The sequence below is a fragment of the Rufibacter radiotolerans genome (assembly GCF_001078055.1).
In the GTDB taxonomy this organism is placed as follows: Bacteria; Bacteroidota; Bacteroidia; order Cytophagales; family Hymenobacteraceae; genus Nibribacter; species Nibribacter radiotolerans.
On record NZ_CP010777.1, the window covers coordinates 1,118,012 to 1,141,237 of the forward strand.

The window sequence follows — 23,226 nt, forward strand, 5'->3', positions numbered from 1 at the left end:
TTGGCGCTGTTTTTATCCTGTTTCCCTGGAGAAAGGGCATAATCAGGTGGGGTTGCTGTCCAGGTCCTTGATTTCCTTTTTGTAGGCCGGAGGCAGGATGATAGACTTGAGGAACCAGTCCAGCTTAAGGGTGCGGGTGACTTTGTAGGCCTGCAGCAGCGGGGTGATGAGCGAGATTTTACGGAAACCCAGCAGGTCTTTCACGCGGTCTGGCACCACCATTACCTGGGCTTCCAGAAGCAGGCGGTACCGCACCAGGCCCAAATGTTTCTGGTACTGCTTGAACAGGTCATGGGTGTAGTGGCTGGGGGCCAGGTCCTGCTGTAAATGCTCTTCGCGCATCTGTACCCAGGCCAGGTAGGAGGTAGGCAAACCGGTCAGACCCATTCTGAGGCCCACCCGGTTAAATACCTCAAACACCTCTTCTTTCTCCGGCAATGACAGCTTCCGCTCCAGCACTTCATAAGCCCTGATGGAGTAGTCAATGAGCATGAACAAGACATCGCGGTACGCCCAATCTGGAATAGAGGCCCCGCGCTTGTTCTCAACGGCCGCATGGATGTGGGCCATTTTGTCTATGGTGCGGTGGGCGCCTTCCAGCGAGGAGAAAACGATCTGCCGGGCATAGGCTACCGTGGAGAAAAGCCGGCCCAGCGGGTCTGCCGGAAGGCGGCCGGTAAAGTAGAGCCAGTCCACGGCTTTGTTAAGCGCAAATTCGGCGGCCGAGCCGGCAAAAATAAACAGGATGGTATCCCCTTTGCCCCAGATTTCGCGCACTATTGATCCTTCCTTTACAAAGAAATCCATGGCCTGTGTGGAGTTAAGGTGTGAAAGGTGGTAGCGGTGTTTTCCCGCAAGAAAAAGCAAGACGCGGCCAGGAAAGCAAAGGCAATTGCCGAAACCTGTTTTACGCCTGTTTTGCTGAAAACACCCTTAAAACGCAAGGTAAAATAAGAAGCCAGCTCAGGTGCTACAGACCTACCCATTCCCTGGCGGCGTCACGGTGGTGGTGCTCAAAATACTTCACCTGGGCGGTGGTAAAGGGTTTCATAAGCGTGGTCAGGGCCTTCTCCCAGGCCCGGTCTCCTACAATGGCAATTTTCAAAAAGCTGTTCAGGTGTTTGAGGTCAAACTTGAGGTCTTCCCAAAGGCCACCCGCCAGCCAATGGTCCAGGCCGGTCATTTCCCAGTACAGGTTCAGTTTGCCATGTTGGGCTATTTTCTCATCCAGTAAAGGTACCATTACCTCATATTCCGGTTTGCCTAAGGTGCCCGTTACCCGCACGGCAAATACCATGGGGTTATCGGTTGTAATTATCTCTACCATTGCCTTGCATTTTCATTTTGGTACGCTATTACAGGCCGTAAGTTAAATCAAGCGAGTTATTTTGGGCCTCTTTTTCTTAAAACTGCCCCAAAATGCAAAGTGCCACAGGAAAGGCTGCCAGGGACCCGGCACCTTAGCGTTGCACTTTTTAATAGTCAGTTTTTTTAGAACGGACCGCTCTCAAAGATTAGCGCCCATCGCCAAAAGGCAGCTTGGTAGAAACACGGAAGGCCCATTGCCTAAACTACCAGATTTCGTGCGGTCCGTAAACACAGAGGAAGCATCTCCCGTTGCGGGGGGTTAAACTTGAAAACCCATGACACTACCCCCTTTTCTCAAAGCCGGTGATAAAGTAGGTGTGATAAGCACCAGCAATTTTACAGAGCAGCCTTACATTGATGAATTGGTAAAGATCCTTAAAGGCTGGAAACTGAAGCCGGTGCTGGGCAAGACCATTGGGCCCCGCCAGGGCAGCTTTGCGGGGTCAGACAACCTGCGCCGGCAAGACCTGCAGGACATGCTGGACAATGATGAGATCAAAGCCGTGCTGGAGACCATGGGGGGCTACGGCATTGTGCGGGTGATTGAAGACGTAGATTTCAACAAGTTCAAATTCCACCCCAAGTGGCTGGTGGGGTATAGTGACACCACCTTTCTGCACAGCCATGTGCAGGGCCTTTTGAGCACGGCCACCATTCATGGCACCATGGCTTGTGATCTGGAGGGTGGGTATAAGGTAGAATCTTGGGAAAGCCTGCGCAAGGCTCTTTTTGGGGAAGATCTGGAGTACTCTGTAAAAGCCCACCCCCTAAACCGGTTAGGCAAAGCCGAGGGCACCCTGGTAGGCGGCACCATAAGTATTCTTTGCAATGCCAAAGGCACCAAGTCTGAGGTGAACACCAACGGGAAAATCTTGTTTCTGGAAGACGTGGGGGAGCAGCATTTCCGGCTAGACAATTACCTGCTTTCCTTAAAGCAAGCCGGCAAGTTTGAGTATGTGAAGGGGCTTCTGGTGGGGCAGCTGGTGGAAATCAAGAAAGACGACCCGCCGTTTGGGAAAACCCCAGAGGAGATTGTTTTGGATGCGGTGAAGGAGTATGACTTTCCCGTTTGTTTCGGGTTTCCGGCGGGCCACAGCGGGGTGAACAAGGCCATGGTCTTTGGCGCGCCGGTTAAAATGGAAGTGACCGACAAAGGCTCCACCATCAAGTTTAACCTATAAGCCAACCATCTGCAAAACCTGTTTTAGGCCTGTTTTTAGGAAAATGGGCCTAAAACGGAAACCCTGGCAATATGGAGAAAACCAAACCAATCTTTCTGCTTACCTGTGAGCACGCCGGAAACGAGGTGCCCAAAAAATACCTGGCTCTTTTCAAAGGGCAGGAGGACGCGCTTTTCTCCCATAAAGCCTTTGACCCCGGGGCGCTTCGGCTGGCCCGGCACCTGGCCGCTGCCTTAAAATTGCCGCTGTATGTTACCTCCGTCTCCAGGTTGCTGGTAGAAGCCAACCGGTCTCTGGACAGTGACGAACTGTTTTCTGACTTTAGTAAAAGCCTGTCTGAAAAAGACAAAAAAGAGGTACTGGACAAGTATTATTTCCCGCACCGGCAAGAGGTGGAAAAGCAGATAAGGAAAGTCACCGCTGCCGGGAAACAAGTCTGTCACCTGGCCATCCATACCTTTACCCCAGTCCTAGACGGAGAGGTACGCAAGGCAGACATTGGCATTCTGTATGACCCCAAACGGCCGCTGGAAAAGGCCATTGCGCAGCACCTCAGGCAACATTTAAAAGAGCAGAACCCCTCCCGTAGGGTCCTCTATAATTCGCCCTACCCCGGCACCGATGACGGCTTTCCTACCTACCTGCGAGGCAAGTTCACCAAATACCAATACGCCGGCTTTGAACTGGAAATTAACCAGAAGTTCTTTCTGGATGGCAGAGAGGAAGTCTGGCAACAAGTGGTAGACGAACTTACTGCTGCCTTGCAGCAAACCCTGAAAGGCACTTAGAATCAAGCTATGGTCTGGTAAGTTCTCTGGAAAGGTCCGAATGAGCGTTCTCTCAGGGAAACCTATACTTTCACTGGCTTGATTTTAATGAGGTTGAGCAGGCAAAACTGATAACATTCCTCTGCAAAAGTGACCTTCATCATCTTTCTGCTGGTCGGTTCTGTCGAAATTTGCAATGCAATTTGACCATTGACCATGCAGAACCAGTTCAAAGTACTTACTTTATCTTACAAACAAGCCCCCATTGCGGTGCGCGAAGCGGTATCTCTCAATGAGATAGGGTGCCGTAACCTATTAGATAAAATAAAGGATTTCACCCAGGCGCAAGACGTGTTGGTGCTGTCTACCTGTAACCGCACAGAGGTCTATTATTCCGCCGAAGCAGATTACTCCCGGGAGTTAATGGAGCTGATTGCCATTGAAAAAGGCATTTTTGATACCCAGAAGATTTCCCCGTATTTCAAGCACCTCACGCAGCCGCAGGAAGCGCTACAGCACCTCTTTCAGGTGGCCTTGGGCCTGGAGTCTCAAGTGGTAGGTGACATGCAGATCATGAACCAGGTGAAGAACGCTTACCAGTGGGCCTCAGACTCGGGCACGGTAAGCCCCTTCCTGCACCGCCTGATGCACACCATCTTCTTTACCAACAAACGGGTGGTGAATGAGACCGCTTTCAAAGATGGCGCCGCCTCTGTGTCTTATGCCACGGTTGAGCTGGTGGAAGAACTGACCAGATACATGGTAGCGCCTAAAGTGCTCATGATTGGGGTAGGGGAGATTGGCGCCAATGTGTGTGATAACTTCCAGAAGTCTGCCCTGCAGCACATTACCATTGCCAACCGTACCCACCACAAGGCGGTAGACCTGGCCGTTAAATGCAATGCCAGAGCCATTTACTGGGAAAACGTGTGGGAAGAAATGGCCCAGGCAGACGTGGTCATCTCCTCTGTGCCCGGCGATTGCTTTTTCATCAGTAAAGAACGGGTGGAGAAAATGGGAGAGGCCGCCCCGTCTTTCTTTGTGGACCTGTCCATGCCGCGCAGCATTGACAACAACCTGCAGGAACTGGCCGGTACCAAGGTGTATAACATTGATAACATCCGTAACCGGGCTACCCAGGCCCTGGAAATAAGATTGGCCGCCATTCCGGCCGTGCAGGAAATCATACAGGAAGCCATGGCCGAATTTGAAACCTGGACCAAAGAAATGAGCATGTCACCTGCCTTACAGCAGTTCAAAAACCGTCTGGAAGAAATACGCCAGCGCGAACTGGCCCGTTACGTGAAATCCATGGGCGCCCAGGAAAAAGAATTGGTAGACACCATCACCAAGAACATCCTGAACAAAATTGTGAAAATGCCGGCCCTGGAGTTGAAAGCCGCCTGCCAGCGCGGCGAGTCTGAGGCCCTGATTGAAGGACTCAGCGCCTTGTTTAACCTGGAAAGCGAGCCACAAAAAGCATAAAAATAGGTGCCGCCATACCTCACGAAGGTTTACGCGGGGCACCGGAATCTGGAAATATTTTCAATTGGGGAGTGAACGAATCATATATTGAATACTACATTTAATTCAGACTTGAAGGCAAAGAGAGCCAGGCAAACAGCCTGGCTCTCTTTGCTTTGGCAGAGTCCTGACCTACGCTGCTAAATGGCCTGGTTTTTTTATGGGAGCAAAAGCTACTTCTATTAAATGGAAAGGCCTCAGGAAGTACAACTTCCTGGGGCCTTCTATAAAGGGTTAGCGGCTGTTTAGAACGGAATCTTTCTGGCATGGATCACCATAAGCGGCAGGTGCGTATGGAAAGTGGGCGCCTGGGGTGCCTCTACCTGAAATAGGTTCTGCCAAGGGTCGGTGGCATGGGCCCCTACCACCAGCATATCTGCTTTCTGCATCCGGCAGAACCGACTGATGCCTTCCTCAATGTTGGGGTTTACCTCTACATTAATGGAAACCCGCTGGTAAGGCAGCCGCTTGCTCAGCCGTTGCAGCTCTTCGGTGGCAAACTGCCGGGCCGTTTCGTCTTCTTTTGAAATAATGTGCAACAGCTGAATCTGCGCCCCAAAATAGCTGGCCAATTTCAGCACCATGGCGGTGTCTGAGAGGGAGAACCCGCGCAAGTCTGTCGCTAATACAATTTTCCTGATGGGCCGGAACGTGGCGTTCTCTGGGATAATGAGCACCGGACAAGGGGCCTGGTTAATCACCTGACCCGCTAAAGAATTCACCACAATTTCCTTGAGGGCATCTGTTGGGCCAGAACCCAGAACAATCAGGTCAGCGTTTTCGTCCTGGGCCAGGGTGGTCACGTTCTGGTGGGTTTCGCCGTAGCTTACCCTCGTTTCATATGAAACCGGGATTCCCCATTCCGTGCTCTCCAGGTAGGTCTGTATACGGCGCAGTTTCTTCAGTTGCTTTCTCTCCAGTTCCATCTCTTCTTCAGAGGGAAAAGAATCCGTACCTCCGGCCATGGCCAGAACATTGGCGCGCTCCACAATACTATGGAATAAAACTATTCGGGAATTCATGCGCTGCGCGATCTCATCTGCGTACCTGATAGAATTCTCAGATTTTTTTGAAAAATCTGTTGGGCAAATAATGGTCTCCATAGCTAAAAAGTTTAGATACTTTATTTGAAAGATAAAGGTGGGGAGGAAAAGGCTGATAGAGAATGACTTAGGTCAAATCAAAAAATGACTAATATCATCCTTTCAGGAATTTATTGGGGAGTTATTCCGCCTTTTCAAGCACCACAACGGAGAAAGCCTGTGGTAGGTTCCTTGTTTATGACATATTTTTTAAGAAAATAAGCCTAAAAACGGTTCGGGTGTTTATAAGCGGAAAATTAAGGGCAGAGGAGGTATCCTTTACTCCAGGAACCGGACCGTCACATAGCTGTTGGTGTTGCGGCCCTGGTCATCCAGGCAGGAGATTTTAAGCTTACCGGCTTTGTCTGGCTCAAAAAAGACAGCCTCATTGCCTGCCGCGGCTTTCAGAAATTGATCGTTCACGTACCAATATACCTTCTTTACTTCATTGTGGGCCGTGCACTGCAGCATAAGTTGCTGATGTTCTGCCTTCTCCAGCAGGTACTCCATGCCGGCCGTAGGCGAAGCAATGATGGGGGCGTACTCCTGGAAAATGCGGCTGCACGCCGGGTTGTGCGGGGGCAAGGCCACATAAGGCAGTTGCTGGGTTACAAAATAAGTAAGTATCTCCGGCGAGTGGTTGGGATACCATTTCTGGGTATAGCCATTCTCTGGCAGGCAGGCGGTACAATAGGCGAAATGTCCGTCCAGAGACACGGACACTTGTTTGAGATGCGTACATTTTACCGCCGAAGAGACACCCGGCAGGAAGGTGTCTACCACCAGGTCCTGGCAGAAGCTGTTGCCGGGCCTTCCGCTTTCAGCGCAGACGCTGCGGGTACCCACGCTTTTGGGTGCGGCATACCACTGGTTGGGGCTGTTGTAGTTAATGGTGTTGAAGATGGAAAACAAAAGCGGGGTGGCGGTATCGGTGCCGTTTAGTTCAGGCACGCCTTCACCGGAGAAGTTTCCCACCCACACGCCCACCGTGTATTTCTGGTTATAGCCTATGCTCCACGCGTCTTTGCGGCCGTAAGAAGTTCCGGTTTTCCAGGCGATCTTGGGCAGGTGACCGCTATTGTCGGCGTTGTGGGGCAGGTCGGGGCGTTGCAGTTGGGTCAGGATCTGGTTGACCATAAACGTAGCCCCCGGCGACAAGAGCTGTTTCTCCTGACGGGCGGTGTCTTCCTGCAGCCAGCGCAACGGCGCATAGGTGCCCTGGCGGGCGAAGGCCGCGTACAAGGCCGTCAGTTCCTCTAGTTTCACGGCGCAACCGCCCAGAATCAAGGACAGTCCCAACTGGTCGCCGTTCCTTTTCATCTGGGAGAACTCTGCCAGTTTCAGCTTCCTCACAAACGTGCCCACGCCCACCTGGTCCAGCAGCTTCACCGCCGGAATATTCAACGATGTAGCCAGTGCCCGCTCTATGGTAATATTGCCGCTATAGGTACCAAAGTAGTTTTCGGGTCGGTAACCGGCATAGTTGATGGGGACGTCTGAGATCATAGATTTTGGCGTGATGAGTCCCTGCTCAAAGGCGGTGGCGTACAGAAACGGCTTCAGCGTACTGCCCGGCGACCGTAGGGCCCGCACCCCATCCACCTGGCCCCCATGAAGCGCATCTGAGAAATCGGCTGAACCGAGGTAGGCCTCTACCGCCTGTGTTTGGTTGTTGATGACCAGCACCGCCGCATTGTGGATGTTCTTGTACCTAAGTTGCTGGAGGTAATTATAGGCCAGTTGTTCTACCTTTTCCTGCACGGCCAGGTTAAGCGTGGTCTTGATAATGGTCTGGTTCTGGTGCTGCCGGTACATGCGGTACGCGAAATGCGGCGCCACATGGGGCGCTGGCTGCCGGCGGGCATCCAAAGGTTCCAGCAGTGCGTCTGCAATAGCGCCTTCCGGGAAGGCCTGCTGCCGGGCAAAATGCCGGAGCCACTTGTTCCGGAATGCCACAATCTGCCGGTTCTGGACGCCAATCCTGAGCGAGGAGGGTTTGTTGGGAATAACCGTTAGGGCCACCGCCTGCGCCAGACTCAACTGCCGGGGAGACTGCTGGAAATGCAGCACTGAGGCCGCCTTCACGCCTTCTATATTTCCGCCGTAGGGTACAAGGTTGAGGTAAAGGAGAAGGATCTCGTCTTTGGTGTACTGCCACTCCAACTGCAGCGCCCTGAACACCTCCGTGAGCTTGTGCCAGTAGGTCCGTTCTTGGGGGTATAGCAGCCGCGCCACCTGCATGGTAATGGTGGAAGCCCCAGAGGTGGTTTTCTGATGCAGCAGGTTCTTGACCATTGCCCGGCCCACTGCCACCAGATTCACGCCCGGGTGGTAATAGAAGTACCGGTCTTCTTTCTGCAGGACGGCTTTCCGGAGGGTAGGACTCACTTCATCTGGTTCCAGCTGCATGCGCCATTTATCATCCTTGCTCAGAAACGAGTGTAGAATGGTGCCATCTGCCGCCGTAATGACCGGTGAGTACGGAATGTCCACCCTTAGCGGGAACAGAAGGTTGAGCAGAATAAACAGCGCCAGGAGAAAAGCCAAAGCCCCACCCACATTCCAGAGCCACACCTTGCCTTTTTGCAGGCGAAGGGCGGGGAAGAAGAAACGTCTGGTCTTGGTAAGCGGCATGTAGGGATAAAGTGTATTTTGATAAAGTGTGATATGGATTGTTTTTACTTTTCCGTCCCATTTTGAAGGAGGTTGGAAATCGTGGCAATTGTAGTACTGTTTTAAGCCTGTTTTAACCAAAACGGCCCAGAAACGAAAACTAAAAATCTGTACCTCTTTACAATCTTCCCCGGCCTGTCCCCTGACAGGACGGAAAGTAAGCGCCTCCAATCCCCTCGGTTACTGTTGGCTGGTCAGCGGACAAGCCAAGGGAAGAGAAAAAGCGTCATGCCGCGGTTAATGAACCCTTCTCCCTTTAAGTTTAGCAAAAGGTAAATCTGTTTTACCCCTGTTTTTAGAAAAACAGGCCTAAAACGTCATCTCACCTTGACCACCCCCGCACCGTGGTAGGAGTGGTATTCGCCGTTGTACATGGCATCTGCGCCCACGGGTCCCATCTGGAAATCGCCTTTGTTCACGGCCCTGATCTGGTAGAAAAAGTACTGTGTTTTGGGGCGGGCGGTGGCGTAGAGGTTCAGGCGGTCATCCCGGATGTCCATGTAATCCGGGGTAGCCGGTTTCATCCCCTCCAGCCAGCTGAATTCACGGGAGGCCAGTAGCCTAGGGTTCTCAATCTCAAAGCCGGCGGGAAGAAGATCTGTGATGGCCACGTTGGGAATGGTGCGGCCGTCCAGTGACTGCAGGGCCAGCCGCACTACCACCAGGTCGTTCTGCTTGAAAGTGGCGTTGGTGATGGCTTTGCCGTCGCGGGTGAAGAACGACTTTCTGATCTTCAGGAAATTGTCTTCCTGCTTATAACTCCCGCTCTGGCTGATGCCTTCCAGTTCCCAGAAGTAATACAGCGTTCCCTGGCCTTTGCTTTGCAGCGTGACAGCACCAGCATTCAATGGATTAGCCAGGGTTAGGTCCTTGCCGTTGAACGTACCGATAGTCTTTCCGTTCTGCAGCACCTGGGCCGTCACGTTGCCGCGGGTCCTGCTGGCTTGTTTGCCCAGGGCCAGCAGGGCGAAGGCACGTTCCTGGGTGTTGTACCAGCGGCTGGACTTCAGTTCCTGAGAGAGATGGCGGGCCAGGGTAATGACCTGTGGGTGGTCAGGGTTGGCCTCCAGCAGGCTGTTCAATGAAATGGCCATATCGCGGAGCGGAGAGTAGAAGGAGCCGTCAAGGGCACGCATGGAAGTCTCTCCCGCAAAGGATTTGGGCAACAGCAGATTGAAACTCTGTTGCCCACCGTTCATGGCGTAGGTGCTGGCCAGCAGGTAGCGGGCGTCAATAGAAAGCAGTTCCGGCTTGGCCTTGTAGTAGTTCATGGTAGACCAGTCGGGTTTATTGGCTAGGCTGAGCACGTAGAGCGAATAGGCAGTTTCATGGGCGGTAATGTACTTGCTCTTCACCTTGCGGGCCGCGTCATAATACCGGTACACCTCCGTAGCCTTGGCTTTCACTTTCTTCTGCAGATACGCAAGGGCCTTGCTTAGCACCTGCTGGTTCACGGGGAAGCCAGCTTTCTGGGCCTCCAGCAGGAAATGGGTCGCATAGGCACTGCTCCACCAATCGGTGTGGGGCTGGCCGGGCCAGTAGCTGAACCCGCCGTCATATTGCTGCATGCCCTCAATCTTGGTAATCGCTTCCTGCACCAAGTAATTCGGGTTGAAGGCGCGGCCTTTCTGTTGTTGGTTCAGGGACCGGGCCAGGTCTGTGTAATACAGCAGCGGGAAGGCGGTGGAGGTGGTCTGCTCCAGGCAACCGTGCGGGTAGCGGAGCAGGAAGGTGATGTCATCTGTGAACTGCACCAACGGCGATGTACTCACTACTAATTTAGAAGACAACGAAGCCGGCAAATAGTCATGCACCGGTTTAATCTGTGCACTGCCAGCATTTTTCAAAGTGCCCGAGCCGGTCATCTGAGCCAGGGGCGCCGCAGTGCGCACGGTTAGTTCGGTGGTATTGGTGAACTGCTCGCCCAGCGCCTTCACGGCTACCTTCACGGTGGCGGGGCCGATGGCGGGACTCGCCACCAGTTTGTACACCACCTGCTTCTCAGCGTTGGCGCCCGCTTGCGCGGAAGTAGTAGCAGTCCCTACTATCCTAAGCGGACCGGTTACCGAGATGGAACTAGTGAAGGCAGCGTTTTTAGCGGTGGTGTTACTGATGGTCACGGGCACCAGGAGCGTGTCTTTCGGGCTCAGGAAACGGGGAAGGGCCGTGCTGATCACCATGGGGTCAGCCACGCGCATGAGTTTCTCCGCTGAGCCGAAGGCGTTGCCTTTGTAGGCCACCGCCATCACGCGCACCGCCCCCGAGAACTCCGGAATCTTTACCTGGACCGTGGCCAGGCCGCGGCCATTGGTCTTCAGCCGACCACTCCACAAGGACACTAGCTTCACGCGCTTAGAGGTAAGGGGATTGATGCGTTTCTCCAGGTCATAGCCGTCGCCGCCGGTGCTGGAGCGGGTGCCGGTAATTTCTGGGAACAGGAAAGGGTAGAGGTCGAAGGCCAGTACCTCCAGGGCCCGTTTCTGGTAGAAGAACGCGTGCGGATCTGGCGTCTGGTAGTCTTTGAGCTGCAGAATGCCTTCGTCTACCACAGCCAGGGTCACTTCGGCGTTAGGCGCGGTTTTGATGCTCACCTGCTGGGTGCGGTTAGAGCGCGAGGCGTCAGGAGCGGTGAGGACCACGTCCAGCTTGGTGCTTTTCTTGGTCACGGCCAGCGGTTTGAAGCCCCGGGCAATGGTGAGCGGCATCTGGTTGTTTTTGATCTCCCGCAGGGCTACCGCCGAGATGTATACAGTGGGCAGGTGTTCGTCTTTGATAGCCAGTTTAAGGGAGGCGGCTTTCTTGTCGGTTTTAAGGTAATGGTAGCTCAGGACCTTGTTCTGCTCCACGGTGACCAGAATCTTGCCCCGGAACGGCGACTTGAACAGGATTTTGGCGTCATCGCCTACCTCATAGCTTTCCTTGTCCAGGGCAATGTCTACCTCGCCTTCATTGTTCACCTCAAAAGACGTGCTCTCCGTGTCTCCCCAACCATAGGCGTAAAAGCGTTGGGCCACATAGTTATAGGCGCCGGGACGCATCACGCGCAGTTCATACTCCCCAGAGGTGGAAGGCACAAAACGCACCGCCGTTCCTTCTTTGGAAACCTGCAGGGTGGTGTTGAGCAAGGTGCTGGCCCGGCGCTGGGAATTGTAGTTGTAGTCTTCGCTGCGGCGCTCCACCACCGTCTCATAGGTAAACCGCACCAACTGCACCTGCACCGTGGTGGCGATGGGTTGGCCTTGCGCGTTTAAGGCAATGAGGGGCACCTGCATCTCCTTCCGGGTACTCACGTACGTATCAAATTTTCTGATGCCGTAAAAAGCCTGTTGGGTGCTCACCGAAAACCGGTTCAGTCGGTTGACCGGCCGACCAGTTTCGTCAAAGACGGTGGTAAAAAGCGAGCCTTCCAACAGGCCCACATCCCGGAAGTTATTCAGTTCAAAGGTTTCCTGGGCCTTGCCCTCGGCATTAGTTTCGCCCTGGCGCATGCTGTTCTGCAGGTTCACCTCCTGGGCGTTGTTGAGCTCAAAGGTGTAGTCTGGGTAGCGGGGGGCTTCAAAGGTTTTCTTCTTCAGGCTGAGCTGCACCTCGTAGTTTCGGCCGGCGGCCGGAGGGCCAAAGAGGTTCTGCGCCGTCAGGTTCACGGTCACGTTCTCGCCGGCCCGGAACTCGTTTTTATTTAAGGTGGTAGTGACTTTGAGGCGGTCTGGCATGAATTCCTCCACGCCAATCTTGCGCGAATTCAGGAGCACGTCATTGCCGGAATACACCTCCAGAGTGTAGGTGCCGGTCACCACCGAGGTGCTGAGCACGAACATGGCCTCATAAGAACCTTCTTTGTTAAGCGTGCCTTTTTGGCTGCGGTACTCCTTGCCGTTGGGTAGCAACAGCTTTACTTTAAGGGGTAGGCCCACCACCGTTTTCCAGTCTGGGGTGCGTACCAGGGTATTCACGTGCACGGTGTCGCCGGGGCGGTACAGGTCGCGGTCGCCGTAGATAAAGGCGTCATAGTTGAGCTGGTCCAGACGCTTGCCACCCACGTCAAAGCGCGAGGTGTTGACCTGGGTCTGGGAGTAGGGCAGGTAATTGAAGTCATCGCCGCGGCGCGCCGTAATAAGTCCCAGCTTAAAACCCGCCGCGGTCTTGGCCATCTGAGGGAAGCGCGCCACGCCGTCACTGTCTGTGGTGGCTTTGTGCACCACCTGGTTGTTGGTACTGATAAACCGCACGTCTACCCCAGACAAGGTAAGGCCGCTCCTAATGGAATTGGCGAACACCAGCACCTCGTCTTTGCCCTGTTTGGCAATAAGCCCGATGTCTGATACCGAGATAATCTTGGAGTCTCTAAGCCAGTTGTTTTCGGTGCTGGCCACATTGATCACGTACAGGCCCTTGAAGTTGCTGTCAAAGTCCAGGTCATCCAGCGCTAGGTTTAATAGATGGTTTTTGCCTTGCTTGCGAAGGGTTTTAGTGTCTAGCTCGCGCTCAAAAATGGTTTTGCCGTTGTTCTCATTCACGTCATAATAAGAACTCTCGAAGTACTCTTCTGACTCCTCATCATAATGCCCGTCATAAGTCTGGCCGTCTTGCAGGTAGCGCAGGATGTTGTTCTCAAATACCTTACTGATGCTCACCTTAACCCGGGGCACCTGCGTGAGGTTCAGGGCAATGTTGCGGGCGCCCTGGCTGCTCAGGTAAATGCTTTTCTGATTGACAAAGGCCACCGTGGGCTTATCTGACTCAAAGGTAACCGGGTGCAGGTACGGCTTGCCCAGAGGTTTGCCCGCCACGCCGCTGGCCTCGCCCGACAGCGTGAGGGTATAGGCCTGCCCAGCCGTGAAATTGCCGCTCAAAACAAGGCCGTTCTCCAGGCGTTCCACGGTAAATTCGCGGCGTGGGTTTAACGTCACCAGCGAAGTCAGATCTGGGTTGGTGATGGGTTGGGTGGTGAGCACGTAGATCTTGTCCAGGCCTTCTTCCTGGACGGTGATTACCTCCATAACCATCAGGCGGTCGCGGCTGGGCAGCACTACCGTTTGCTGCGTGGGCTGCGGGGTCTGGTACGTGCTGCCGGGGGTAGATAAGCCTTTGGCCAGAGTGACCCGCAGCGGTACTTCACCGGTACTGTTTTGCTGCAGGCCTTTTACCCGTACAGAGAGGCTCTTTTTGCTAGCGCTGATTACCTGCACCGGAAGGGGCGTGTTGCCTTTGTAGACCTTTAATCTGTCACTTACTGTTTGGGCGGCAACAGGGTAGTTGAAGTCAAACACCACGTTGGCCACCAGTTCAGAGGGGTTGTTTTCGTTTTGGGTCCAATAGGCTTTGGTGCCGGTAAGTTGCAGGTAAGGCGTGTGGAATTTGATCTCCTGCCCCGCAGGGATCTTGAGTTTGGAGCGCGCGTGTTTAAGTAAATGCGTGGTTAGTTCGGCCTGGTAATTGGTGCTGGGGGCAAAGGGGTTGGCTGGCGAGAACACCAGCTCATTAGGCGCGGTCCACTTGAATCTACCCTCCACCTTAGGGGTGAAGGAAAGGTAAGGCACGGTGTCCCATTGGTTCAGGAGGGAGTCGGTGACCAAGTCTTTGTCAAAGGTGAACACCAGGTTCTGCTCCTGTGCTATCTCGGTCTCAAAGTTCTTTTTCTCCAGGCGCAGTTCATCTGGGTGGCCCTTACAGCCGAACAGCTGCGTAAGGGTCATCAGCATAAAAAGGGCAAGGAATAATCGCCGGGGCCGGGCCGAAAATGAGCAGTTCATAGGGCAGAAGAAGTGGGGTGTCTTGCTCCTCTAAACTTACTAATTGTTTGAGTGGGAAGGTAGTATTGCCAAAATATATTTGATAGACGCTATGTATTGCTTCGCTTGCCGGAACCATTTCAACTTCTGCGCCTGCTTTTGTTTAGAAACCAATGCGTTTAAGGCCTGTTTTCAGAAAAACACCCTTAAAACGGAAATGCCCTTCAGCACGGAAACTGGGCTGTTTGTGCCTTGCGATAGGTGGCAGGGTGGCTAGAAAAAGACTTCCCGTTTCAGGCCTATTTTTCGGAAAACGGGCCTGAAACGGGAAGGGTTATGGAAAGGGCCAGCCCTTATTCCACGGAAGAGGAATTGACGAAGAAATCTGAAAAGAGCCAGTCCAGGGCGGCGTCTTTGTTGGTGAAGTTCTCCAGCTGGGCCTCCGCATCTCCCGGAAGGTTAGAGGAAATACGATGGATGTCCAGCATACCTACACCCTGTTTGGTGGTAAGCCGGGCGTACTTTTTAATGGAAGAAGACAGGAAAAGTGGGGCCATCTCGCGTAAGATCCAATTCTGGTCGCCGAAATCAAGATAGGGGATTTGGCGGGCGTCACTCAGCCAGTAGCTGCAGCCTTTTTCCAGCGCTAGGTTCACGGTGTAATGGAATAGCCGCCGAAACGCCTCTTTATTTGGCTTCTGCAACCACTCCAGGTAGAGGTAGCCCACATGTTCATCTATCTCGACTTTTATGTACTCATCTGAGTAAACCAGAACGGGGTTTAAATCTATGCGCATGCCATTGGGTTAATTACTGTTTGTTCTCAGTTTGAAGCCACCTATAGACAGAAAGCAATCACTTGCCCGGGGGGCCTATCTAAGATATGGGTAATCTAGCCTTAAGAAAACCCTGAGGGAAGTAATTTAACACATTTTTTTTATTGTTCTTCCATGACAAGGGGTAAAATGAAAAATGCCCCCGTTTTTTGGGAGCATTTTTCAAAGTGGATGAACCGGTACCCTAAAGGGTTAACTAATTTAAGTTTCTGGGTTTTACGTTTCGGTCTGTACTGAAAGAAAGCACCCATGAGTACGCATTAAGGCCGTTTTATTTTTGTCGGCCAGGGCCGGGTAACTTAAGCTGGGGAGATAGAATTAGTGCAGCACCTTCAGGGCTTCTTCATTGCCTATCTTTTCGGCCATTTCTACCGCGGTTAGGCCCCGGCTGTCTCTAATGCTCTGGTCGGCACCTTTATCGGCTACTAGCCGCACGAGTTCATGCCGTCCAAACATGGTGGCGAACATGAGGGCCGTGCCGCCGCTGCCATTTTGCAGGTTCAGGTCGGCCCCCCGGGCAATGAGCAGTTCGGCAATATCGGCGTAGCCTTTAAAGCAGAGCCCCATCAGGGCGGTGTTGCCGGCAAAGTCCTGGGCGTTCACGTCGGCGCCGGCATCCAGCAAGGATTGCGTGGCGGCCAGGTGCCCTTCATAAGAAGCCAGGATAAGGGGCGTGAACCCGCGGCCATTCTGGGCATTGATATTCACCCCTTCAGAAAGGAGTTGCTGAATAGTGGGCACGTCTCCTTTACGGGCCGCGTCAAATAGAAGGTCTTCTGGGTTAGAGGAGGTAAAATCCATAGCGTTTGCAGGTAGGTGGTTGAGATATTTAAAGTACAGGTAACCAACAGGAAAGGCAAGATGTTTAAGGGAGGTACGGGTAAGCCGCGTTCATGTTTTTACTTCTAATCATACAAGTACTGGAAGCGGCCGTTTCACGGTTCTTCTCAACTTATACCCCCAGATGTAAGTATGTAGGAGGGTAATGTACCTTAAATGACGATTATGGCAACCGGTAACTCTTTTGATGAACTTCTGAATACCAAGAAGAAAAAGCTCTCCTTTTTCCAGAACCTGATTATTGTGGCCACCGCAGACCGCTACCTGGATGAGCAGGAAAGCGACTTTCTGGTAACCATTGGGCAGCAGCTGGAGCTTTCTGAGCAGGACACCAGCCCCATTGCCGAGAATCTAGGGGTCCTGTCTTTTATCATTCCGGAAGACGGCATGCAGAAGACCCTGGAGCTGCAGACGCTGGTCATGATGATGCTGCAGGACGGAAACTTGGCCGACAAGGAATACAACCTTTGCCTGGAGTATGCCCGCCGCGTGGGGTACCCCAAGGAACTGCTGGATGACATGATCAACCAACTGAAGGTAGGGCAGTAGTTGCCCGCGCCAGACACCATGTTGTGCTTCTCCCATTTTTCTGCTCATACACAGAAGACCATTTAATCCGTTAATTTTGCCTGGACTAATAAATGGGCTTGAAAAATTGATCTTACCGGCCCGGCTGTTTTAGGCCTGTTTTCTGAAAAACAGGCCTAAAACAGCCGGGCCCTAAGAAGAAGGAATGCATGGAAGACGTAGAGAGACGTGATGGGGGATTTGAAAGCAAGGGCAGTGCAGGTGGCCTGGACGTTTGCGTCTTGATCCCATGTTTCAATAACCAAGAAGGGTTAACCCGGTCTTTACAGAGCATTTCTTACCAGGCGACGGGGCTTTTTGTAATGGTGGTAGATGACGGAAGCACCGCTCCGGTGACCGCAGCCCTGGTGAAAGACAGCCTCCCCGAAAACTACTCCTTTCATCTTCTTTCCCTGCCCGAAAACCGCGGTATCACCCACGCCCTGAATGCCGGCCTGCACTGGATCCAGGAAAACCTGACGGTGCGGTATATTGCCCGGCTAGATTGTGGCGATGTCTGCCACCAGGACCGCTTCTACCAACAAGTCCGGTTTCTGTACCAGCACCCCCTTGTAGGCCTATTGGGCTCCTGGTGCAGGTTTCAGTCTCCTGAGAATGGTCTGAGGTTTACGTATACCACGCCCACCACACACGCCGCCATTCTGGATGAAATGCATGCGCGCAATGTGTTTATTCACCCTACCGTTATGTTCAGGGCAAGTCTGGTAAAGAAAATTGGCGGCTACCCCACTACTTACCCGTTTGTAGAAGACTATGCCTTGTTCTACCAGATGCTGCACCACATGCAGGGGGCCATCTTAAATCTGCTTCTGGTTACCTGTGAGATTAATGAAGGCGGCATCTCCATGGGGAACAGATCTGGTCAGCTGAAAGGCAGATACCGGGTGGTGGCTGACTTTGGTACCAGCCCCTGGTTGAAAATGAAAGGGCTGTTCAAACTTTCCCTGCTTCAGGTGGTGCCCTACAACTTTGTTCTGTGGGTTAAAAGCCGCCGCCACCGGTCCACGGAGACACCTGACTAAAGTTTTCAAGGAGCCTCTTTTAGAACTATCTTAATATTTATACCAATTGTTAGGTATTGTTTAAGCCGTTTTAAAACTTTTATAATAACCTCTTCCTTTCTTCAATTTTTACATGATTAAGGGTATTTTGCTCCAGAACAGATGCTGACTTGCTTTAAAGAGGGTTGTTGGAGAAAAAATGGTCTAGTGCTAAAAAATATTGTACTGGCCTAGTGTAAATAAAGTGGGAACATGCAAAATATAACTATCTTTGCTTTCATAAGCCTCTGAAGTAAGAAGCGAAAAAACATCTGCCCTTTCCCAGGCTCATGAAGATTGTCCACGTAATAGAACCATTTGCTTCTGGGGTTGCCGTTTTTGTGAAATCCCTCACAGAAACCATGCCTGAGGACCTTCATATCATCATACACGGGGAACGCAAGCAAGTGATGTCGGCTAAGGACGTGAAACGCACCTTCCCTAAAGAAAACGTTCGGTTCCTGCGCTGGAAGTCTGTGCAGCGGTCCATTAATCCGTTCAAAGATTTTCTTGCCCTCTCAGAGCTTCACCATATTCTTAGAAGACTCAAGAAAAGAGGCCTGGTAGATGCTGTGCATCTTCATTCCTCCAAGAGCGGTCTGTTAGGCAGGCTGGCCTGTAGGCTGGCGGGTATTAAAAAAGTAATCTATACACCAAACGGCGCACCTTTCCTGAGCACAGGAAACTCCTTCCTGAACTTCACCTTTAAGCAGATTGAACGCCTTGGCCATGGCTTGGGGGGGGAAGTGGTCTGCTGTTCGGCCTCAGAGCAGGAGGAATACAGCAAGCTGGGTATCAATGCCTCCTTTATTAATAACGGTGTCTCCTTAAAACCGTCTTCAACTGCCCACTTGGTAAAAAAGCCTACGGACAAGTTTACCGTTATCACTATAGGCAGAATAGAAGAACAGAAAAATCCTGTGCTGTTTAATGCCATTGCCTCCTTTCTGGAAGACTTTGCCCAGATAGAATTTATCTGGGCTGGTGATGGCAACGGGAAGCACCTGCTTACCTCTAAAAATATAACTATTACTGGTTGGTTAGAACCCGCCGCCGCCTCTGCCCTAGTAGCACAGGCAGACCTCTTTATTTCTACCTCCGTTTTTGAAGGCCTGTCATTTAGCGTATTGGAAGCCCTGGCCCTAAAAAAGCCTGTCTTGTTAAGTGACTGCGTGGGCAACCGCGACATTGTGCAAAGCGGCCTGAACGGAGATGTATTCAAAACCGACATTGAAGCCATAGGAAAAATCCTGTACTACTTCAACAACCGGGAGATGCTGGAGGTGATGGGCCAATACTCTCTCTCAATTTGTGAAGAAGATTTTAATGTTGATTTAAACCTTAGGGGGTATAGAACTGTCTATGAAGGGCCCAAGCCGGTAGAAAAGGGGAATCCCTACGCTTCCGCTGTTTGAGGTGCTAGTACAAAATATTTTATTACAGATTACATATATGGGAAACGCTTTACTTTTACAGGATTACATATCCTCCTCAGATCATCTGGAAGATATTCATAAAACACTGGATGCCATTCAATTACAATTGCTGAAAGAGCTTTCCCATAAGCAAAACATGCTGGACGCCAAAGACCAGGAGATCCTTCAGTTGAAAGCTGCTTTGCAGACTAAAATCCAAATGGTAGAAGAACTGAACCAGCGGGTTTTGGTAGTGGAACGCAACAACGAAGGCAATAAACAGCTCAATAAAAAGCTGATCAGTGAAATTGTTAGAAAACAGCAGGATATAGAGTGGTATAAGCGCACGTATGAGAAAAGGAGCTTAATTGGGTATATTAAAGAAAAAATCTTCAAAAAGGCATAATCATCTTTTTAAGAGAAGAATACCTGCTGTTGCCATTATATATATCCGAGGTTTATTTTGAATAATATCAACATCTATAATCAAGATCCACTTGTTGAAATGTCTTTTCAACAAGGCTCTACTTTATTTCCTAAGGTAAGTCTTTCTGAAATTGAAGCGTTGAAAAAAGTGTTCAACATTGATGTTACTTATAACCTTTGCCCACTCAGGGCAATCCTTCTGAAGGATCAATATATTGATCCTCACTGGGCTTTGGTGTTTGATAAAGAGCTTAATGTTGTTCTACAATCTGCCTATCTTAAACCAGAAAGCTTAGTTCAGGAAATACTAAATAAGAGGCAAAAAGGGGTAACGCAGCTGTCAGAGAAGTTTGTATATTTTGTAGGTTATAATCTTGGATATGGTAATTATTACCATTGGTGCCTGCAATGTCTGCCAACCTTAATATTGTATTTTTCTTTAAAGAATATATATACAAATCTAAAGTTACTTCTGCCTAAAAGTTTGCCCGACTTTGCTTTTCAATACCTTCAAATTCTTAATGTTGATTTGAAGAATGAAGTAGAGTTCATTGTTGTAGATGAGCGTTTGTATTTGGCTAAGGAAATGATTTATCCTTCTTTATTAGGAGGGGAGTTTGCTTTTGAAGCTTCTATAAGTGTCCTTAACTTCTCTAAAAGCTATTTTGAAAATTCTATTAAAAAGAAAAGTAGCCTGTTTTCTTTAAATTTAGGTAAAAAGCGCCTAATGTATTGCGCTAGGTTAGATAGTAAGAATCGGATAATAAAAAATGAACAACTTTTAATTAATCATCTAAAGGAGAAGTATCACGCAAAGATATATACTAATACTGGTCAGAGTGTTAAAGATCAGGCCAATAGTTTTCATGAGGCTGATATTATTATTTCTCCCCACGGAGCTGGAATGACCAATATCCTTTTTTGTAAAAAAGGCACCACCATTATAGAACTTATACCTGATAAGTATACAAATCCCTGCTTTGCTACATTAGCTGTCCACAATGAGCTAAAGTATTTTCCTTGCGTGTTTCCAACCATTACATATGAGGGGCGGCAGCAAGATTATGAATGGGAAATTGAGCTAAGTTCAATTGACTCTGTTTTGTCCAAATTAATTTAAAACTTTAATTACGAGAGTAATTAATGAGTATTATGTTTTCCAAAAAAATAAAGATAAGTCTTACCCCTAGCCCAGCATTAAAGCAGCAAGAAATTAACGGGATAATAACGTATGAGTCTTTTGATAATGATCCTTTTTTTGAGATCTGGCCTCTGGACGGCATATTAAAAGCTGGCTGGTATAAAGTTGCTTTAGGGCTTAAGTTGCAGCAAGGTGAAATTATTATTCCTAAAATTTATTTTGACTTTGGAAACGGATACTCTGAAGAATACCACTGGAAATTGTACTTCAGAGATGCAGAAGTTTTAGGACTGGTTAAGCTTCCCTGGGATTGTTACAGACTTAGATTAGATGTTTCAGAGACTAATGTGGTATTTGAAGCTTCTGACTTGACTATTTTTAAACTTACAAAACCGCAAGCCATTTTCCAGTCCTTTAAGGTGCTTGAAAAAATTGGTGAAAGCAGGGCTTCGTTTCTCAAAAAGGTTGTTTATCAAAAAAACGTAAAGGAAAGAAAGAAAATCCTGAAGTCGGTTTTTGACGGCTCCTATGTGCCCCTTCCTTACCATGAGTTACCAGCTATTGATGAAAAGCAAACTCAATTTAATAAAGAAGTTGATATAGCCGAGTTATTAACCTATAGTACAATCCACGCGGAGAAGCTTAAGGAAACTAAGCGTAACCATGAAATCATATCGAAACTAAATTATAGAGCCGATAACCAGGTGCCTGTAGACATTATTTTGCCTGTATACAATGGTTTGCATTTTTTAGAAAAATTAATACCCCAAATTTTTAGTAATAGTGACTTGCCCTTTACACTACATATCATAGATGATTGTAGCCCTGATCAAGAAGTTGTAGATTATCTGCAGGAAGCAGTACTTAAATATAATAACCTTAATGTAACACGAAATACAACCAATTTAGGGTTTACTAAGACCGTTAATAAGCTGTTAAGTATTTGCCGGCAAGATGTAATAGTTTTGCTAAATAGTGACATTGAAGTCCCTGGAAACTGGTTATCTACACTAATAGCCCCTTTATTGTTAGATGATAAAATAGGCACTGTTACGCCCATGTCTAACTGTGCCACTATCTGTAGCTTTCCAAATTTAGGAGATAACCCCATATTAGATGGGTATGATGTAGAATCATTAAACGCCCCTCTTAAAGATTTCCAGACCTATTATGAAGAAATTCCTACAGGTGTTGGCTTCTGTATGGCCATAAATGGTAAGATGCTTACAAAAGTGGGTACCTTAAATGAAGAGGCTTTTCCTAGAGGTTACGGGGAAGAGGTGGACCTGTGTTTTAGGGCAAGAAAAAAGGGCTATAAAAGTGTCCTTAATTCTAATTTATTTATTTACCATAAACACGGAGGGAGTTTTGCCAGCGCAGAAAAGGTAAAGTTGCTGAATGAAAACCAAAAGAAATTAGAGGTGCTTCATCCTGAATTTAATCAGGTGCTTAAAAAGTATTTTAACAATAACACCTTTATTTTACAAAAGCTTGCTTATTTTATAAAGATACTACAATCTGAAGGTAAACTGGTTTCTGTGTTTCTGGATCATGATTTAGGAGGCGGAACCAATGTATATGCAAGTAACTATTTGCTAAAAGAAAAGGAAAACTGCTTTCTTTATGGGCAGTATTTAAATCCGAACAGAAACGGCGACAAAAGAATTCTGTTTTCTCTTTCCTATAAGAACTATAATCTAAAGTTTGGGATTGATGAAATTCAGACCTTGTTTGATTTGTTTGACTTTTACAACCTTAAAATAAACAAGATTGTAATAAATAACTTAGTAAGTTACCATAATAGCTTGCTGTTGGCTAAGCAAATTATTGAGTACAAGAAGAAGAATAGTGATGTCTTCCTGCAAGCCTTAGGGCATGACTTCTTTTTTATATGTCCTAATTTCCTTTTGTTTAGAGACAACAAAGAGTTTTGTGGCGTGCCCACTGATTTAAGTGAGTGTATTACCTGTCTGAAGGGGATTAGTAAAAACATTGATCCTCAATTGGTGCCAAATGACTTCACCACTGTAGAAGAGTGGAGGAGAACCTGGGGCGACCTACTTACTGTCTATGCCAATGAATTAGTGGTGTTTAGTGAATCTACTAAAGCTTTATTTCTGAAGGTTTGGCCGTTGTTAAGTACTAAAATTCAATTAACGCCGCATTCTTTGGTTGGGTTTACCAAAAATGAGAAACGTATATTAAATATTGGTATTTTAGGAAATATACATTCTGTAGCGAAGGGGGCTAGGTTTATTCAAGAACTGGCCATTTATATACAGCAGAATAATCTGCATCATTTTAAGCTGATTAATTTTGGGGGGATACAATCCACGTTTGATCATCCTGCTATAATCAAAACAGGAGGCTATTCATTAAATGAGCTTCACTTTAAACTGGCGCAAAATAAGGTTGATGTCATTTTTATTCCATCTGTATGGTCTGAAACCTTCTCTTACACTACGCTGGAAGCTATAGAGACTGGAATTCCAACCGCTTGCTTTAAGTTAGGAGGCCAGTTTGACCAAGTAAGGCATTACGATAAAGGAATTGTGGTAGAAGAGATTAATCCTGAAGCCTTTATCAACGCAGTTACTAATTACTTCAACTAGT

16 protein-coding genes are annotated in these 23,226 nt (G+C 49.3%); 9 read left to right on the forward strand and 7 right to left on the reverse strand.

The window, feature by feature from the left end; genetic code table 11:
* Nucleotides 1–42: 42 nt before the first annotated feature.
* Together TH63_RS04755 and TH63_RS04760 are read right to left on the reverse strand one after the other, a co-directional pair.
* Nucleotides 43–807 (reverse strand): oxygenase MpaB family protein, encoded by a 765-nt coding sequence (locus tag TH63_RS04755; RefSeq protein WP_048919937.1) that lies wholly within the window; start codon nucleotides 805–807, stop codon nucleotides 43–45.
* Nucleotides 808–970: 163 nt separating this feature from the next.
* Nucleotides 971–1,327, reverse strand: coding sequence for a SpoIIAA family protein (locus TH63_RS04760; protein WP_048919938.1), 357 nt, complete (start codon nucleotides 1,325–1,327; stop codon nucleotides 971–973).
* A gap of 316 nt (nucleotides 1,328–1,643) precedes the next feature.
* Here TH63_RS04760 and TH63_RS04765 point away from each other — a divergent pair, with 316 nt between their 5' ends.
* The 3 genes from TH63_RS04765 to hemA all read left to right on the forward strand — a co-directional run bounded on the left by TH63_RS04765 (nucleotide 1,644) and on the right by hemA (nucleotide 4,801).
* Nucleotides 1,644–2,549 (forward strand): S66 peptidase family protein, encoded by a 906-nt coding sequence (locus TH63_RS04765; protein ID WP_048919939.1) that lies wholly within the window; start codon nucleotides 1,644–1,646, stop codon nucleotides 2,547–2,549.
* Nucleotides 2,550–2,620: 71 nt separating this feature from the next.
* Nucleotides 2,621–3,337, forward strand: a complete 717-nt coding sequence (locus tag TH63_RS04770; RefSeq protein ID WP_048919940.1) for an N-formylglutamate amidohydrolase — start codon at nucleotides 2,621–2,623, stop codon at nucleotides 3,335–3,337.
* Between the two features lie 195 nt (nucleotides 3,338–3,532).
* A complete protein-coding gene (gene hemA, locus TH63_RS04775) occupies nucleotides 3,533–4,801 on the forward strand; it encodes a glutamyl-tRNA reductase (RefSeq protein ID WP_048919941.1) in 1,269 nt (422 codons plus the stop codon).
* A gap of 284 nt (nucleotides 4,802–5,085) precedes the next feature.
* Here hemA and TH63_RS04780 read toward each other — a convergent pair whose 3' ends face one another.
* The 5 genes from TH63_RS04780 to TH63_RS04800 form a co-directional block, all read right to left on the reverse strand.
* The gene (locus tag TH63_RS04780; RefSeq protein ID WP_048919942.1) at nucleotides 5,086–5,943 is read right to left on the reverse strand and encodes a universal stress protein; all 858 of its coding nucleotides are present in this window, start codon (nucleotides 5,941–5,943) and stop codon (nucleotides 5,086–5,088) included.
* A gap of 258 nt (nucleotides 5,944–6,201) precedes the next feature.
* Nucleotides 6,202–8,556: a penicillin-binding protein 1C gene (gene pbpC / locus TH63_RS04785; protein WP_048919943.1), complete on the reverse strand. Its 2,355-nt coding sequence runs from the start codon at nucleotides 8,554–8,556 to the stop codon at nucleotides 6,202–6,204.
* 356 nt (nucleotides 8,557–8,912) lie between these two features.
* Nucleotides 8,913–14,297: an alpha-2-macroglobulin family protein gene (locus TH63_RS04790; RefSeq protein ID WP_048919944.1), complete on the reverse strand. Its 5,385-nt coding sequence runs from the start codon at nucleotides 14,295–14,297 to the stop codon at nucleotides 8,913–8,915.
* A gap of 383 nt (nucleotides 14,298–14,680) precedes the next feature.
* Nucleotides 14,681–15,124: a hypothetical protein gene (locus TH63_RS04795; protein WP_048919945.1), complete on the reverse strand. Its 444-nt coding sequence runs from the start codon at nucleotides 15,122–15,124 to the stop codon at nucleotides 14,681–14,683.
* 357 nt (nucleotides 15,125–15,481) lie between these two features.
* Nucleotides 15,482–15,964 (reverse strand): ankyrin repeat domain-containing protein, encoded by a 483-nt coding sequence (locus TH63_RS04800; RefSeq protein ID WP_048919946.1) that lies wholly within the window; start codon nucleotides 15,962–15,964, stop codon nucleotides 15,482–15,484.
* 204 nt (nucleotides 15,965–16,168) lie between these two features.
* Here TH63_RS04800 and TH63_RS04805 point away from each other — a divergent pair, with 204 nt between their 5' ends.
* From TH63_RS04805 to TH63_RS04830, 6 genes are all read left to right on the forward strand, one after another.
* Nucleotides 16,169–16,552 carry a hypothetical protein gene (locus TH63_RS04805; RefSeq protein ID WP_048919947.1) on the forward strand — a complete coding sequence of 128 codons (384 nt, stop codon included), beginning with the start codon at nucleotides 16,169–16,171 and terminating at the stop codon, nucleotides 16,550–16,552.
* Between the two features lie 188 nt (nucleotides 16,553–16,740).
* Nucleotides 16,741–17,613: a glycosyltransferase gene (locus TH63_RS04810; protein ID WP_082161554.1), complete on the forward strand. Its 873-nt coding sequence runs from the start codon at nucleotides 16,741–16,743 to the stop codon at nucleotides 17,611–17,613.
* Between the two features lie 308 nt (nucleotides 17,614–17,921).
* Nucleotides 17,922–19,046, forward strand: a complete 1,125-nt coding sequence (locus TH63_RS04815; RefSeq protein WP_048919949.1) for a glycosyltransferase — start codon at nucleotides 17,922–17,924, stop codon at nucleotides 19,044–19,046.
* A gap of 37 nt (nucleotides 19,047–19,083) precedes the next feature.
* The gene (locus TH63_RS04820; RefSeq protein ID WP_156180377.1) at nucleotides 19,084–19,452 is read left to right on the forward strand and encodes a hypothetical protein; all 369 of its coding nucleotides are present in this window, start codon (nucleotides 19,084–19,086) and stop codon (nucleotides 19,450–19,452) included.
* Nucleotides 19,453–19,509: 57 nt separating this feature from the next.
* Nucleotides 19,510–20,592: a glycosyltransferase family 61 protein gene (locus TH63_RS04825; RefSeq protein WP_048919951.1), complete on the forward strand. Its 1,083-nt coding sequence runs from the start codon at nucleotides 19,510–19,512 to the stop codon at nucleotides 20,590–20,592.
* 23 nt (nucleotides 20,593–20,615) lie between these two features.
* Nucleotides 20,616–23,225: a glycosyltransferase gene (locus TH63_RS04830; protein ID WP_048919952.1), complete on the forward strand. Its 2,610-nt coding sequence runs from the start codon at nucleotides 20,616–20,618 to the stop codon at nucleotides 23,223–23,225.
* Nucleotide 23,226: the final 1 nt, after the last annotated feature.